Source organism: Catalinimonas locisalis (assembly GCF_038039535.1).
Classification (GTDB): domain Bacteria; phylum Bacteroidota; class Bacteroidia; order Cytophagales; family Cyclobacteriaceae; genus Catalinimonas.
The window spans coordinates 20,255-36,150 of record NZ_JBBPHP010000017.1 but is presented as its reverse complement, the minus strand read 5'-3'; the positions used below and the strand labels follow the sequence as shown (position 1 = coordinate 36,150).

The window sequence follows — 15,896 nt, the reverse complement described above, 5'->3', positions numbered from 1 at the left end:
TATGACTTTTAAGAAAATCGTTGGGAAGATACACCTCTGGCTCGGAATTGCGTCCGGGCTGGTGGTGTTTATCGTAGCTATCACTGGCTGTCTGATTGCCTTTGAAGACGAGATCAAAAGTGTTACTCGTTCATTCAGGAATATTGATATTCCATCCGATGGAAAAACTATACTACCTCCCACCCAGCTCACTAGCATTGCCAAAGCAGCTTTAGAAACTTCAGACGAACCTAAGGGCTTTGTTTATAATGAGCAAGGTAAGACCACCAGCGTATGGTTCTGGGGATTTGAGCCGGAACATTTTTATACCGTTCATGTCAATCCCTATACTGGTGATGTAGTGGAAATTACCAATGAGGAAACTGATTTTTTCCATATCATGATCCACGGCCACTACTACCTCTGGTTACCCCCCAACATTGGCCAGCCGGTAGTAGCCTACAGTACGCTGATCTTTGCCTTCATGCTCATCAGTGGATTGATACTGTGGTGGCCTAAAAACAAAAAAGTACGTAAGCAGCGCTTTACCATTAAGTGGGATGCAAAATGGCGCAGAGTCAATTATGATCTGCATAATGTGATGGGTTTTTATATATTTTCTGTAGGGCTGGTACTGGCATTTACCGGTATGGTGATGGGTATGCAGTGGTTTGCCAACACAGTACATGTTGCTATGGGAGGCGATGGAGACGGAGTGTATACGATGCCTCCTTCAGACACCACTGCCTCGCTTACGAATGAAGAAATGGCAGGAGTAGATCAACTATGGACTAAGTTGGCCCAACAAAAACCTGCTAATGGTATTCTATACATTGGCCTGCCACAAGGTAAAGAAGGCGCTTATTACACCTACATTAATCATGATGCTGACTCTTATCATCAGGTAGACTATAAGCATTATGATCAGTATACACTGGAGCCATTGGATACTACAGGACCCTACGAAGGCAAGTATGAGGATGCTGATCTGGCAGATACCGTACTGCGCATGAATTATGACATTCATAGAGGTGCAATTCTTGGCTTACCTGGTAAAATTATTGCTTTCATCGCCAGCATAATTATCGCCAGCATGCCCGTAACCGGTGTAATGATCTGGTGGGGTCGCCGAAAAAAAGCTAAGAAATATTCACGAAGCGGTTCACCAACAATAAAAAGGAAGAAAGAAAAAGAGCTTGTAAGCAGCAGATAAATTATTGGTACTGCAAAAAATACAAAAGCGGCATGGTGGCCGCCTTTTTTATTCTTTTATTTCCCCGCTGTAGTAGGGGGTAAATCTATTGATTGCCAGCTTTGCTCTTCCAGCACCAAATAAAGTTCATTGTAAGGATCGTATTTAATATGATCATATTTGAGCGGAATAGTGCTTTTCCCTTGTAAAGTTAATAGCCCATAGCGACCATTTCTGCTGATGATGACATACCCATTTCCCAGGTCCTCCAGGGAGTCGTATTTAGGGTAGATAAGAGTATGGCCAGTTTCGCTTACTAACCCCATTTGGGCTTCTTTCTCCCCTTCGTCTACTTGCTCCACAATAAAACGATCTTTGATAGAAGGCCGAATTTTATCAAATTGGTTAAGGACAATAGTCTCTCCTTTTTTATTAACCATACCATACTTTCCACCTTTTTTAACAATTGCCAAACCACCGCTGTAGGGTTGAGCCTCTTCAAAATGAGGCTGCACTACCAGGTTTTCGTGAAGATCAATATACCCCCAGCGCCCCAGCAACTTAATGGCTGCCATATTACTCTGAAAACGACTGATTGAGTCATAACGGTTAGCAATACGTAGCCGTCCCAATGTATCTACAAAGCCAAATTTGTCATCAATCTTTACACCCAGGTAGTAATTGCTCATTGTATAGAGCTCCTGAAAGTTGTTGTCCAGATCTACCAGTACTTCTCCATCCCTGTTCATAATTCCGTAGTGTCCATCCTTTTGAAAGGTATAAATTGTGCCTTCCTGTAGCGCAGAGATCGTATCATATTTGGTATCCAGCAGGCGTTCACCTTCATAGGTAACTAAGCCATATTTACCTTGCTCATTTCTTTCCCATACTGTATGTCCATTGTTAATCAGGGCGTAGTTGCTAATGTAAATTTCATTTCCTTCATTATCCACCAGGCCATATTTTGCTGATTCGTAGCGATGCGCTTTGGTACTAAAAATGAAAAGGTCATCATGAATTCTTTCCAGATTCAGGCTGGCGCCTTGGTATTTGAAGGGCTTAATGGTCCACTGACCGTATGTATCAATAATCCCCTGTCCATCAATAAAGTCAACACTGGCTCTGCCCTGACGAAAAGGCGAAGCCGAAAGATACTGGCAGGGAATCACTTCTTCCCCCCTGCTATTCATATAGCCCCAATAATTCTTTCTTTTCACCGGAAATAGCGCTTCACTTTGAGGCTCTATATCCTGATAAGCATAACTTGTCAGTTGCTCGCCATTTGTATCAAACATGGACCAACTGTAAGTATCCTGGCTTACCTGCTGAGCGGCAAGCAGATAATTTTCTTCTACATACAAGGTATCATAGATCGTATCCAGAATAATTTCATTATTTTCTGACTTTATACTTTTCATCGCACCATACCTCTTTCCTTTCTTCAGAATGGCAAAACCATGCAATAAGGTATCAATCTTCCAGTTTTCTGAAAGTATGAGTTCTCCTTCCTGGTTTACAAAAGAATACACATCACCGATTTTGATCTGGTAGAGATTAACACCGGCAGGGCTCATATCTTCAAAAGTATAGGTGCGAAGCTTTTTGTTGTCTCCGGTATAAGCATGCCACTTGCTAAAAGGTAGTGCAGAGACTTCTCCCTCATCACTGATTCTAACCTTCTGATACTTTATAGGCAGAATAATATGTCCATCCTCCCTGATAACACCCTGCTTTCCGTTTTCATAAACCTTAGCTAAATGATGCTGATCAAACGGAGTAATACTATCGTAACGAAAAGTGGTAAGTGGGTTACCTTCAGAAGTGTATATTGCCAACTTATCTTGCTGATTGTATACAGCATAAGTGGTATTGGAGAGGCCTACGATTTTACTGTATTTGAAACCAATAACTGCCTGTCCGTCTTCATCAATTACACCATAGAGAGGTATGTGATTACTCATGACCGCAGCGATAAGTTGCTCATGGTTGGCCTGAAGAGAGTAGTAACGGAAGCTAAGTTCCTGTTCTCCTTTGGCATTGATAAGCCCATAAACACGCTTACGACTTATCTCTGTACCTTTTGAGGCAATTATTAACTTATCATAGAAAGGCGACAGACTATAGTACATAGCCTCTGTCACTTTTTTGTTTTTCACATCTATGAGCCCCCACTTCCCTTTTTCACGATAACCAATTACTTTATTGTATACTTTAGGAAGGCTACCCACCCAACCTAGATCTTCATATTCAATAGGAATAATCGTTTTCCCCTCTTCGTCAAACAGTCCTTTCAGCTCGTTCTTTTCTACAATTGTGAAGCGTACTTCATCATTATCAGGCGCATAAGAAGCGTAAGTATTAAAAGTAATCGACAAGGTAAAAAGAGCGAGAGCTATTCTCTTCATCATAAATTATCTCCGTAAAGCTTATTGATGTAAATTGTAATCTGCTGAATAGTGAATGATACAAATTTTTCTCCAATTTTTAAAAAAAAGCTATCCGAAGAAAGAGTTTTAGCCTAAAAATTCTGACTGCATGTAAGCTGAGAGAAGTTTTTAGTAAAAACTACGCATAATCAGTCACTTGCATACTGTTTTTCAAGCGCATCAACCTCAGAAGATAAGTTTTTGGCATAATCACGTTGAGCCCTGATTTTCTCCTTGATAGTATTATCTATGTCATTTCTATCTACTGCTTCATCATATAAGACAATAGCTTTCTCTTCTGCTTTCAAGCAGTTTTTCAGCATCGCTGATTCATTTCTTCGCACAATAATAGAGGCAAAGTCAGACCAGAAATTGTCTGTACTTACATTTACAGAGCTCTTCTTGTCTACCTTACTGCCCATTTGGGTGAGTTCATTTTTCAGCTCATCGGCAAATTTTTCGTGAGAAACTGCCGCTGTTTCAAAAAAAGAAGTGAGTGGTCTGTTGTGAACATTTTTTGAAGCATTACGGTATGTTTCACTTGCTTTAAGTGTTCTCCCGTATATTTTTTCCAAAAGTTTGATATTATCCTGTTGTGTATTCATACGATTAATAGATTAAAAAACATTACCATTTCATAACAAGTAAAAAATCATTTTGTGAGATAAAATATATATAAACACATTTTTACATGGTTTAACGCATAAAATTTGTACTACTCTTTGAGGCATTTTAGCAGTAGTATAAGGAGGGTAAATCTCTTGGCAAGCGCTTCTCAGGGGCAGTACAAAGTTGAAAAATAATATTTGCATGGGTGTTTTTTTGATAAATATCCTTCCAAACTGAGTAATTCAGGTGATGTTAATTGATTTCATTACGAATATCTACCCTTCTGAAGCTTAATTTATTTCTTGTCTTTAGATGAATTTGCAGCAGTTATACAAGAATAGTCATACTAAAAAAAGTAAAATTTATATAAATATTATTCTTTTTGCCGTGATGTACTCCTTAAATCCTTTTTCTCTCCATTAATATTACGTTGTAAAACATTGACATTTCATGGTAATGGAATCAATCCTAAATTGCCGACACTTATTTAACAGAATTTCAGACGTTTATCAATCAACGTATTTAATAAGCATAGTTTTGAAAACTTTATGGTAAGAGAAACGCCATATATACTATTTATTTTTCTGCTGATATGCATTTCTTTGGATACCTGGGGGCAGGATAATAAAGAACTTGCCCGCCAACAAGTAGAAATTGGGGATGAAATTTACTATGAACAAAAGGCTCCCGAAGTAGCCAAGGAATTCTATATCCTTGCTGCTCAGGCTGACCCTGATAATATTAAAGCCAATTATATGGCTGCCAAAACCATTACTGAAACGATCAATAAAGGTGAGGCTACGCCCTATTTCCTCCGTGTGCTTGAGCTTGACCCTGATTATCGCTTTGACCTCTTATACTCAATCGGTAGAGCATATCAGTACGGATTAGAATTTGAGAAAGCTTTTGAATACTATAGCTATTATCTGGCAAAGCTAGATAAGGATACCGAATACCGGGGTGAAGATAAAATTCCTCAAAGCCAGGTGAAAAGACGTATCTATGAATGTGAAAACGGGATGGAGTTTGTAGCCAATGCCCGTAATTTCACAATCACCAATATCGGTAGCGAAATCAATTCCAATAGTCTGGATTATGCACCTGTAATTAATGAGGATGAGACGATCATGATCTTTACCTCTCGTCGTAAAGAGGGTAACCTGAACGAAAACGTATATGATGACAACTTTGCCTATGAAGATATCTTCATCTCCCGTAAAGTAGATGGGAAATGGATGCCTGCCGAAAACATAGGTGAAACTGTTAACACACTTTATTTTGAGTCCAATTCTTCTTTATCCGCTGATGGACAGCAACTTTACATCTACCGAGATGAAAATAATGGCGACCTCTTTGTATCAGATAGGAAAAGTGATGACACCTGGTCACAACCGGTTCCTCTAAGTGATAATATTAACTCCAGCTATTCTGAAAACTCAGTATCTATATCTCCTGACGGACAAACGCTTTATTTTTCCAGCAACAGACCGGGAGGTTATGGTGGAATAGACCTCTATAAATGTGAAAAAGACCGAAGAGGAGAATGGGGTAAGGTGACTAATCTGGGAGACAAGATCAATACTCCTTTTGATGAAGATGGTGTTTTCATTGATTATGATAATACTACGCTTTACTTCAGTAGTAGAGGCCGCAAAGGAATGGGCGGATACGATATATTCAAGTCTGAACATGACCCAGAGACAGATACCTGGGGAGAGCCTGTCAACTTAGGTTACCCTATCAATACACCAGATGACGACATATACTTCGTAAGTACTAAGGATGGCATGCGGGGTTATTATGCTACTGTACGAAATGATGGGGCTGGTTACCTGGATATCTACATGGTAGAAGTGCCCGATTTGGACTCAGATCAGGAGCAGTTGGAAAAGCAAAAAAACAAACAACTTGCTGAAAACGAACAAAACCAGCTTAACAGAAACCTAAATAAGGTACAAAATAAAAACACCAATAGCACCTCTGCCTCTACCCTTCAGCCTGTACAGTTGCTACTCAAAGTAGAAGATGCTGCTACGCAGGAAACTATCTCAGCCAGTGTAAGTATTAAGGAGATGCAAAGCGGCAAATCCATCCCCGGCCAAAGTGTAGCAGAAGGAATCTACCGTTTTGATATCTTAAGTGAAGAGGAAACAAACTATGTTCTGGCTGTTGAGAAAGGGGGATACGTGTACAAAAGCCTTAAAGTAGGCATTCCTGCAGCTACCCAAGAAGCTCAGGAGTTTAGAAAGAAAGTAGCACTGGATAGGATTTCTTCCAACTACAAAATGATTCTGAACTTTATCTACTTTGATTTCAATAGTGCCCGCCTAAAAGAAGAGTCATTTGATGAACTGAACCGTCTGAAGCAATTTATGATGAGTAACCAGGGCACCAGCATTGAAATAGCCGGTCACACGGATGCAGTGGGGCCTAAAACTTATAACAAAGAACTTTCTCAGCAGCGTGCCCAGGCTATCGTAGACTTTTTGATCAACGAAGGCATAGATGCAGGCAGATTGATTGCTCAGGGCTATGGTGAAGAAGACCCTCTTGCCTCCAATGATGACGAAGTAGAAGGCCGAGAACTTAACCGCCGGGTAGAGATGCGTATTCTCAGCAATACCCAGATCAGCAGCAAAGAATAAAATAAGATCTCTTCTGCTAATCAGTAACAAATTTGTTTTTTGCTGTGTTGGATACTCGGAAAACCTTTACCTTTGTCCGCCATGGCAGTAGTCCCCTATAAAGATCAAAAAAGCAGTAAAAAAGAGCAGGTAGCCACGATGTTCAACAACATCAGTAAGCGCTACGATTTGTTGAATCACCTCCTCAGCCTGGGTATTGATATTATCTGGCGCAAAAAAGCCATCAAACAGCTTAAGGCAGATCGCCCCCAACTCATTCTGGATATGGCCACCGGCACCGCCGACTTCGCCATAGAATCCCTCTCTCTGAATCCTGAAAAAGTCATTGGCGTAGATATTTCAGAAGGCATGCTGGAGGTAGGTCGCAAAAAGCTCAAGAAGATGAAGCTTGATCATAAGATTGAGCTAAAGCTGGGTGACTCAGAAAGAATACCTTTTGATGATAATATATTTGATGCCATCATCGTTGCTTTTGGTGTACGGAACTTTGAAAACCTGGAACAGGGCTTGTCTGATATGTTCAGAGTACTTAAGCCCGGAGGCAAAGTAGTAGTACTGGAATTTTCCAAGCCTACAAAGTTTCCGCTTAAGCAATTGTATAATTTTTATTTTAAAGCAATACTGCCGGTGATTGGCCGGATGATCTCAAAAGATCAGTCAGCATACACCTATCTGCCTGAATCTGTACAATCTTTTCCTGATGGAGAAGCATTCTTAGAAGTACTTAAGAAGGTAGGTTACCAGAAAACAACATGCAAGACACTCACATTTGGCATCAGCTCCATATACACTGGCAAAAAGTAGCAGTTTGCTGCCTTTTGCTTACTACTCTGCTCGTTTCTGACGCTCAGGCTCAGCTTACCAAGTCGGAGAATCTCCCTAACTATGATAATCGCTGGCTTCACTATGGTTTTTCCATCGGAATGCATACTTCCAGCTACAGAGTACAGTATAATGATAACTTTACTTCTCCAGCTTTTGACTCTCTGCATTCTATCATGCCTTCCAATGCTTTCGGTTTTTCATTAGGGCTGATCGCCAACGTTCGCCTGGCAGAGTTCCTGGATCTTAGGATTACTCCGGAAGTAGTTTTTTATGAAAACAAGGTAGATTACAATTACATCCGTGGTGGTCAAAGTGTGGTGGATGAGCAAATTGTGGAAACTACTTTCGTAGAATTTCCACTCTTATTCAAGTATAAATCCATGCGACGGGGCAATACCCGTATGTACCTGATCGGTGGTGTAGAACCCGGCATTGAAGCTACCGGAAAAAAGAAAGATCAGAGTGATGAAGACAAACTACTGGTCAGCGGTACAAATTTATCAGTACAAGTGGGCTTCGGGCTGGATGTGTATTTTCCACTATTCAAATTTGCCCCTGAGGTTCGTTTTTCCCGGGGTCTGTTGAATATGAAGAACGATACAGAAAATGTCTATGGCGCCCCTATTCAGCAGCTTACTACCAATACAGTGACCCTGTATCTGCTTTTTGAGTAAATAGCATCTTACCCTGAACATTTCATTTTCTTCCTCTGTTTTTCCTGTGTGGAAAATCAGGGAATTAATATCGTATGGTTTAAACGAGACCTTAGGCTTACTGACCATACACCTTTATACAATGCCATCAAAAGTCAGCGACCTACGCTTCTCCTTGTCTTCCTTGAACCTTCTCTAATTAATGCTGCTGAAAGTAGCCACCGACACTGGCGTTTTGTTTTGGAATCTGTGCGTGAGATGCAAGCCAAACTGGATGAGCATCAGATAGCCTTATATGTTTTTCATCGCGAAGTATCGGAGGTGCTCAAGGCCCTGCATGCAGCTCACCCTATTGCAAATATTTATTCTTACCAGGAAAGCGGCTTACAGGTAACTTTTAACAGAGATAAAACAGTAGCTAAATTCTGCAAAAGTTCGGGAATTCAATGGCACGAATATGAAAATAATGCTGTAGTACGTGGCCTGAAAAACAGAGAGGGTTGGAGTGAACACTGGCACGCGTTTATGCAAAGTCCTATACATGAAGTAGCTCTCAGCAAGCTTATATCTTTCAACTTATCTCTGGAATTCTATCATAGCCAATCCGGTAAAGATTTGCCTCCCGCGATCACCTCCCCTGATACAAATTTCCAGCCGGGAGGAAGTGAGTTTGCATTCAAATATCTACGTTCTTTTCTTAAGGAGAGGAGCATAAACTACAGTAAACATATTTCCAAACCGCATTTGAGCAGGAAGAGTTGCAGCCGACTTTCTCCCTATATCGCCTGGGGCAACATATCAGTCAGGCAGGCATACCAAACAGCAGAAGCCTTCAGGAACTGGGTTTCACATAAAAAACAGGTTAATAATTTTATCTCACGACTCCGCTGGCAGGGGCATTTTATCCAGAAGTTTGAGATGGAATGCGATATTGAGTTTGACAACTTTAACCGGGGTTTTGATGGTACGCGCACCCAATGGAACGATGATTATTTCCAGGCCTGGAAAAGTGGCATGACCGGCTATCCAATGGTAGATGCGGCAATGCGATGTGTCAACAATACCGGCTATCTCAACTTCAGGATGCGGGCGATGTTGGTTTCTTTTCTAACACACCACCTCTGGCTACCCTGGAAAGCTGGGGCCACACACTTAGCCCAACAGTTTCTGGATTTTGAGCCAGGTATCCATTACGCACAATTTCATATGCAGGCGGGTACTACGGGCATACACACCATCCGTGTGTACAATCCGGTAAAGCAATCACTTACGCATGATGCAGAAGCTGAATTTATCAAGAAATGGGTACCTGAAATTGCTCACCTTCCACTCGCTTTTGTCCATCAGCCCTGGGAAATGACACCCATTGAACAGCAGATGTATAACTTTACACTAGGTGAAAATTACCCTTTGCCTATTGTGAATTTGAAAGAGAGTGGAAGGTTCGCAAGAGATCAGTTATGGCAAATGCAGGATAAAGAAGAAGTCAGAAGAGAAAGTGAACGGATTTTAGCAAAACATACTACCCAAGATCGGCGTGTTTGACTGATTTATAGAGATGAAGCAAAGAAAAAAAAGCGATTTTCCCACTAAAATCTGCCCGGTCTGTAGAAAGCCTTTCACCTGGCGTAAAAAGTGGGAAAAGAACTGGGATAAAATCGTTTATTGCAGTGAACGCTGCCGGAGAAATAAGAATCGGCCTAAGGAAGCATAATTTTATACTTTAAGCTTTTACTTCCATTGTGCTATTCTGTAGATTTAAATTTTGAAGCACAGTTTTACCTACCAAAATTATGAAACTCAGAATCAAAGGGAATAGCATACGATTACGCCTCACACAATCTGAAGTAGAGGACATTGCCAAGGGTGAAGCAGTAAAAGAAACAGTTTCTTTTGGTGATGCATCCCCCTCGTTTCATTATTTGCTGGCATCTGATTCCACTTCAAAAGCTGTGTCGGTACATTATGCTGAACATACCATTTGCATTAAGCTCCCTCAAGCTCAAGCTAAGCGTTGGGCCACTACTGAGCAGGTAAGCATTGAAAGAGAAATTCCTCTGCAGGGAGATGAATCTTTATATGTGCTGATAGAAAAGGATTTTCAGTGCCTCCACCAGCGACCACGTGAGGATGAGCAGGATAATTTTCCCAACCCCGCTGCTGAAAGCAAAGCCTGATACAAACTACTATCAAGCTTTAGCCAGTGCTTTCTCTATCATTTTCCCTTCTTCTTCAGAAAGAGCTAATTTTTTAGCGGCTTCATGCCCTTCGTCCGACATTTTTTTCCAGGTTTTGGCTACAATATCTACAACTTTGTCTTCAGGATGTTGCCTGGCAAAATCACCAAAGTAATACTGTAGGAAAACCAGACAAATCACATCTTCCAAGATTTGTGTCTCAGGATCACTTTTGAGCTTTTGTTTCTTTAGTAGAAAAGCCACTCTGTCAATCGTTTTCTGATCATAGCCATGGGCTGCCATAATTTCACCCGCTTTCTCAGCATGGAATATTTTGAGCTGGGTGCGCCATTTCAGATAACCTTTTCTGTCCATGGGATAACTGTCGCGAGGGATTTCCCAACGTCTGATATGCTGACAGCGGGCAGCCAACTGCAACTCTTCTGAGGCATCAGGAAAAAATACCGCCAAAGTATTGCTCATCCTTTGCCCGTAAACCAGCTCTTTGGGCACTTTCTGGCCACCTACCTTTTCCTGATGCGGATCTTCGGCATTGGCCTGATCAAAAGCGGTGATGGTTTTTTCAAAGCGCTCTTTATCCTTAACCTTACCCTTGGATTTCTTTTCTTTTCTTAGCCAGTCAGAAGTAACCTCATTGAGTTTCTGCACCTTGTACTCAAAATCCCCTTTGAGTTGGTCTCTCACTTCTTTGAGATTGTCTAAGAGTGACTGCACATCATCAGGAATCGCTTCTTCCAAGTACTCCCGAATCCGTTTGGTCAGGGTAGGCGACTTACCATTGCTGGAAACTGCTATCTTCAGATCGCCTTTTTTCACTACTGAACTCAGGTAAAAATCGCAGAGATCGGGTGTATCCGCCACATTGGTCATGATGTGTTTGCGACGGGTTATCTTCTTGATTTTCTCGTGCAGTTTCCGGTCGTTGGTAGCCAGAAACACCAGGTCTTTATCTCTCAGGTCTTTTCTTTTAAACTTTCTTTCAATGATCTTGATATGAGGGTATTTCTTAGCCAGCTTATAAATATCTTCTTGCAAAATCTCCTTGCCTACTAAGGTAATATGTGTGTCTGGACTGTTTTTCACCAGTGCCTGTAGTTTCTCCAGCCCCACATATCCTCCGCCCACAACCAGTACTTCCAGTTCGTGCAGTTTAAAAAACACAGGAAAGAGTACATTTCCTTGACGATCTATATCATTCATAAAAATTTATTTGTCGTTAACTTAAAACTCTAAAGAATTGCATCATTACCCTCGGACAAAAGATACTGAGCTTATATCGCTTAAAGCAATTCTCCAATTTACTAAGTGGTAAATTAATATACCAATGTAGATATGTCTGAATACTTTCCCAATAGGATATTCGTTTTTGACGATTAGCTATTGTTAAAAATGTCTCATGAATTTTATCTCCGTAACCAAACTGTTAACCTTAAAAGGTACAGTCAAATCTTAAGCACCAGTACACCGCGGTGGACAAATGGGACAGGATAAAGGATTGATCAGACAGAACGGCCTTGCCTGGTCAAAATTACTGCGACAAAAGCTGGAGAAGATTAGTTTGGAAACCTGTGGCTCTATCTACAATCAGCAAAAAGACGCCTACACAAAAGTTTCTTGGAGCAAACTCTAACTCCTGCCCCCTCTTTCTTCTCCTCCCCTTACAGTGTTTACATTTTGCAATTTTCCTAGAATACACATCTGTAGAGATGTTTCATACGTTACAATCCTGGTATATCATTTACAGATAGCCAATTTTATGACGCAAGCCTTTAGAAGACTTGTCCTGCTCATGAGCTACGGATTAGTTAACACATTAGCAGTACAGGCCCAGGTACTTGAGTGGACAAAAAAACAAGTCAATAACGTACTGAACGACACTGTTGCTACTGAGCAGCCTAAGTTTATTGCTTATCCTACCATAGCTTACGCACCCGAAACCCGCTGGGAGATTGGAGCTAGCGCTATCTATGTGTACTACGCGCAACAGGATACTGCCAACCGCCTGAGTGAAATCAATGCCTTTACTTTTTTTACCTTGGAGCGACAGTATGGCCTATGGGTGGATCATGCTTTATATTCAGACCGGAGTGAGTGGTTCTTCCTGGGCAGGCTACGTTACCAGCGCTTTCCGCTGCTGTATTATGGAATAGGACCCGATACCCCTGAAGAGGAACTGGCACAGGTAGATGCCAATAGCCTGGTAGTCAGGGAAAGGGTACTGCGCAAAATCACGGGTAGTCTATATATGGGTGTAGAGCTGGACTTTCAACGGCTGGGCAATGTAGACTTTATTCCTGTTCAAGAAGAGCCTTTTCCATTACCAACTGGCAACGCAGGTTCTACCAACATGGGGATCGGTATAGGTCTGGTTTACGACGACCGGCACAATGTGCTGAATGTAAGAGAAGGATTCTTTGGGGAAACAGGCTTTTTGCATTATGCCGGTGCCTGGGGTAGTGACTTTTCATTTACGCAATACTTTCTGGATGCCCGCTATTATTATCCGGTCAACCGCAGTCAGGTGCTGGCCTACCAACTCTATGGCGTAAGCATGAATGGCGAAGTACCTTTCAACCAGCTGGCGCTGATGGGAGGAGAAAGCCTCATGCGAGGTTACTATACCGGACGCTACCGGGATAAAACCCTGCTGGCTACCCAGGTGGAATACCGCTTTCTGCCCTTCCCCTTTAGTCGTCGCTGGGGTGCTGCTGCCTTCCTGAGTGCCGGGGGAGTAGCACCGGAGCCAAGAGAAATTAATCTGGGCGACTGGGTTGTAGCCGGTGGAGCGGGAGTGCGCTTCCTGCTATTCCCTACCAAAGACATTTATACTCGCCTTGATGTAGCTTTTACTGAGGAAGGTGTAGGCTACTATTTCTTTATTGGAGAGGCGTTTTAACTCAATTTGCTCAGTTCGTATGTTCAGTTTTTGATAGGATAAACTATTGGCATTTTTATAGTTTAACTTTTCTTTAATTTTACTGTTAAACTGAAGAACATTATCATTTTTTAATTTTATGCACCAAACTACTGAAATTGAGTTTCCCTACCTTAAGCATCAAGATTACGAAACATGGCCTGGCAAACCTTATCCTTTAGGAGCTACTTATGATGGTAAGGGAGTTAATTTTGCCATTTTTAGTGAAAATGCCACTGCGGTTTACCTCTGCCTGTTTAATGCTCCTGAAGAAGAAGAGGAACATGCCTGTATACAGCTCAGGGAACAAACAGACCATGTATGGCACATTTATATCCCCAACGCAAAGCCAGGACAGCTTTATGGGTTTAGAGTAGATGGACCATATGCCCCGGAGTTGGGAATGCGATTCAACCCTCATAAGCTGCTGATTGACCCCTATGCCAAAGCCATCAATGGCCCGATCAAGTGGAGCAGTGCCATCTTCGGTTACCCTGTTTCTTCTGAGGAGGAAGATAGAGACTTAATTCGAGATACTGAAGATAGTACCGCAGGGATGAACAAATCAATTGTCATTGATCATGTTTTTGATTGGGAAGGAATAGAAAAGCCTGATATTCCCCTGCACAAAACCATTATTTATGAAGTACATGTGAAGGGGTTTACTGCCCAGCATCCAGACATTGATCCTAAGTTGAGAGGTACTTACAGAGGTATGGCTCAACCCGAAGTTATTGAATATTTTAAGAAGCTGGGCATCACTGCTATTGAACTGCTACCTGTCCATCATTTTGTAAATGACAGTGTGCTGGTGGATAAAGGTTTGAGCAACTACTGGGGCTACAATAGTATCGGTTTTTTTGCACCTTACTCTGAGTATTGTTCTTCAGGAAGAATGGGAGAGCAGATTACAGAGTTTAAGGAAATGGTAAAGGCTTACCATAAAGCCGGGATAGAAGTTATCCTGGATGTGGTCTACAACCATACGGCAGAAGGTAATCACTTTGGTCCTACCCTTAGCTTCAAGGGCATTGATAACTCGGCCTACTACCGGTTGGTAGAAGATAACAAACGGTACTATATGGACTATACCGGAACGGGTAATAGTCTGAATATGCTCAACGCCCGCTCCCTCCAACTGGTCATGGACAGCCTGCGCTACTGGGTCACTGAGATGCAGGTAGACGGCTTTCGTTTTGATCTGGCCTCTACCCTGGCCCGAGGTCTGCATGAGGTGGGTAAACTTTCAACTTTTCTGGATACTATTCACCAGGATCCAATTGTTTCACAGGTGAAGTTGATCGCTGAACCCTGGGACATCGGCGAGGGAGGATATCAGGTAGGGAACTTTCCCGTACAGTGGGGGGAGTGGAATGGTAAGTACCGCGACAGCGTACGCCGTTTCTGGAAAGGGGACGAAAGCCAGGTAGGAGAACTGGCTAACCGCCTGAGCGGAAGTAGCGACCTTTATGAGGATACCGGGCGTAAACCAACCGCCAGCATTAATTTTATTACCGCACACGATGGCTTTACGCTACACGATCTGGTAAGCTATAATGAAAAGCATAACGAAGCCAATAAGGAAGATAATCGTGATGGAGAGTCGCATAATCTGAGTTGGAACTGTGGGGTAGAAGGTCCTACTGACGATCCGGAAATTATTGAGCTAAGGGAGCGACAGAAACGTAACTTTATGGCTACGCTCATCTTCAGCCAGGGTATTCCTATGATCAGCATGGGCGATGAATACGGACGTACACAGCATGGCAATAACAATGTGTACTGCCAGGACAATGAAATCAGTTGGTTTGACTGGGAGTGGAATGATAGACAGAAGGCTTTTTGTGATTTTACCCGTGAGCTGGTAGCCATACGCACAGCCTCACCCGTGATGCGTCGTCGTCGCTTTTTTCTGGGCAGAAAGGTGCATGGCTCAGGTGTGAAAGATATCCGCTGGCTGCGCACCGATGGTAAAGACATGACCAATAAAGACTGGTCATCTTCATATGTGCGCTGCCTCGGCATGCAGCTCAACGGCAAAGCAATGGAAGAATATGACGAAAAGGGAAATCGTATTACCGATGATGTATACTTACTTTTGGTAAACAGTTATTGGGAAGACGTCCCATTTACTTTTCCCAGAAGACTCAGAAATGCCCATTGGGAAGTACTGGTAGACACCTATCAGCCAGAAAGAATGTTGGAAGACAAACTGGTTTCTAAAGAACTGGTGCTGCATTCTCGCTCACTATTCCTGCTGAAGAAAAAAGATATGCGGAAGAGGAAGCGGAAGAAGTCGTAATATAGGGTGTTATGGTGTTATGGTGTTATGGTGTTATGGTGTTATGGTGTTATGGTGTTAACTTGGATTTCAGAAGAGAGTTATTTCTTTCTATAAAGAAAGGTCAGCCGTTGTTAAATAAGCAAACCCTTAACTACTTAAAACTATAACATC

Annotated in this window: 13 protein-coding genes; 10 read left to right on the top strand and 3 right to left on the bottom strand. The window is 42.1% G+C overall.

Annotated elements, in window-relative coordinates; genetic code table 11:
* Position 1: 1 nt before the first annotated feature.
* A complete protein-coding gene (locus WJR50_RS19200; protein ID WP_341294932.1) occupies positions 2 to 1,192 on the top strand; it encodes a PepSY-associated TM helix domain-containing protein in 1,191 nt (396 codons plus the stop codon).
* A 56-nt stretch (positions 1,193 to 1,248) separates the two neighbouring features.
* On the opposite strand, the gene WJR50_RS19195 is transcribed toward WJR50_RS19200, so the two are convergent.
* Together WJR50_RS19195 and WJR50_RS19190 are read right to left on the bottom strand one after the other, a co-directional pair.
* Positions 1,249 to 3,579, bottom strand: a complete 2,331-nt coding sequence (locus WJR50_RS19195) for a WG repeat-containing protein (protein ID WP_341294931.1) — start codon at positions 3,577 to 3,579, stop codon at positions 1,249 to 1,251.
* 167 nt (positions 3,580 to 3,746) lie between these two features.
* The gene (locus tag WJR50_RS19190; RefSeq protein ID WP_341294930.1) at positions 3,747 to 4,202 is read right to left on the bottom strand and encodes a DUF2383 domain-containing protein; all 456 of its coding nucleotides are present in this window, start codon (positions 4,200 to 4,202) and stop codon (positions 3,747 to 3,749) included.
* Between the two features lie 552 nt (positions 4,203 to 4,754).
* Here WJR50_RS19190 and WJR50_RS19185 point away from each other — a divergent pair.
* The 6 genes from WJR50_RS19185 to WJR50_RS19160 all read left to right on the top strand — a co-directional run bounded on the left by WJR50_RS19185 (position 4,755) and on the right by WJR50_RS19160 (position 10,506).
* Positions 4,755 to 6,851: an OmpA family protein gene (locus WJR50_RS19185; protein WP_341294929.1), complete on the top strand. Its 2,097-nt coding sequence runs from the start codon at positions 4,755 to 4,757 to the stop codon at positions 6,849 to 6,851.
* 81 nt (positions 6,852 to 6,932) lie between these two features.
* Positions 6,933 to 7,655 carry a bifunctional demethylmenaquinone methyltransferase/2-methoxy-6-polyprenyl-1,4-benzoquinol methylase UbiE gene (gene ubiE / locus WJR50_RS19180; RefSeq protein WP_341294928.1) on the top strand — a complete coding sequence of 241 codons (723 nt, stop codon included), beginning with the start codon at positions 6,933 to 6,935 and terminating at the stop codon, positions 7,653 to 7,655.
* On the top strand, positions 7,604 to 8,350 hold the full coding sequence (gene porT / locus WJR50_RS19175; protein WP_341294927.1) for a type IX secretion/gliding motility protein PorT/SprT: 747 nt from the start codon (positions 7,604 to 7,606) through the stop codon (positions 8,348 to 8,350). The genes ubiE and porT overlap by 52 nt, the downstream gene beginning before the upstream one ends.
* Positions 8,351 to 8,398: 48 nt before the next feature.
* Positions 8,399 to 9,874: an FAD-binding domain-containing protein gene (locus tag WJR50_RS19170; protein WP_341294926.1), complete on the top strand. Its 1,476-nt coding sequence runs from the start codon at positions 8,399 to 8,401 to the stop codon at positions 9,872 to 9,874.
* Positions 9,875 to 9,887: 13 nt separating this feature from the next.
* Complete coding sequence (locus WJR50_RS19165) at positions 9,888 to 10,043, top strand: DUF2256 domain-containing protein (protein ID WP_341294925.1); 156 nt, start codon at positions 9,888 to 9,890, stop codon at positions 10,041 to 10,043.
* 79 nt (positions 10,044 to 10,122) lie between these two features.
* Complete coding sequence (locus WJR50_RS19160; protein WP_341294924.1) at positions 10,123 to 10,506, top strand: DUF7009 family protein; 384 nt, start codon at positions 10,123 to 10,125, stop codon at positions 10,504 to 10,506.
* A gap of 12 nt (positions 10,507 to 10,518) precedes the next feature.
* On the opposite strand, the gene WJR50_RS19155 is transcribed toward WJR50_RS19160, so the two are convergent.
* Positions 10,519 to 11,727, bottom strand: a complete 1,209-nt coding sequence (locus WJR50_RS19155) for a siroheme synthase domain-containing protein (RefSeq protein WP_341294923.1) — start codon at positions 11,725 to 11,727, stop codon at positions 10,519 to 10,521.
* A 277-nt stretch (positions 11,728 to 12,004) separates the two neighbouring features.
* Here WJR50_RS19155 and WJR50_RS19150 point away from each other — a divergent pair, with 277 nt between their 5' ends.
* From WJR50_RS19150 to glgX, 3 genes are all read left to right on the top strand, one after another.
* The gene (locus WJR50_RS19150) at positions 12,005 to 12,157 is read left to right on the top strand and encodes a hypothetical protein (protein WP_341294922.1); all 153 of its coding nucleotides are present in this window, start codon (positions 12,005 to 12,007) and stop codon (positions 12,155 to 12,157) included.
* Positions 12,158 to 12,283: 126 nt separating this feature from the next.
* Positions 12,284 to 13,423 (top strand): BamA/TamA family outer membrane protein, encoded by a 1,140-nt coding sequence (locus tag WJR50_RS19145; protein ID WP_341294921.1) that lies wholly within the window; start codon positions 12,284 to 12,286, stop codon positions 13,421 to 13,423.
* 118 nt (positions 13,424 to 13,541) lie between these two features.
* A complete protein-coding gene (gene glgX / locus WJR50_RS19140; protein ID WP_341294920.1) occupies positions 13,542 to 15,743 on the top strand; it encodes a glycogen debranching protein GlgX in 2,202 nt (733 codons plus the stop codon).
* Positions 15,744 to 15,896: the final 153 nt, after the last annotated feature.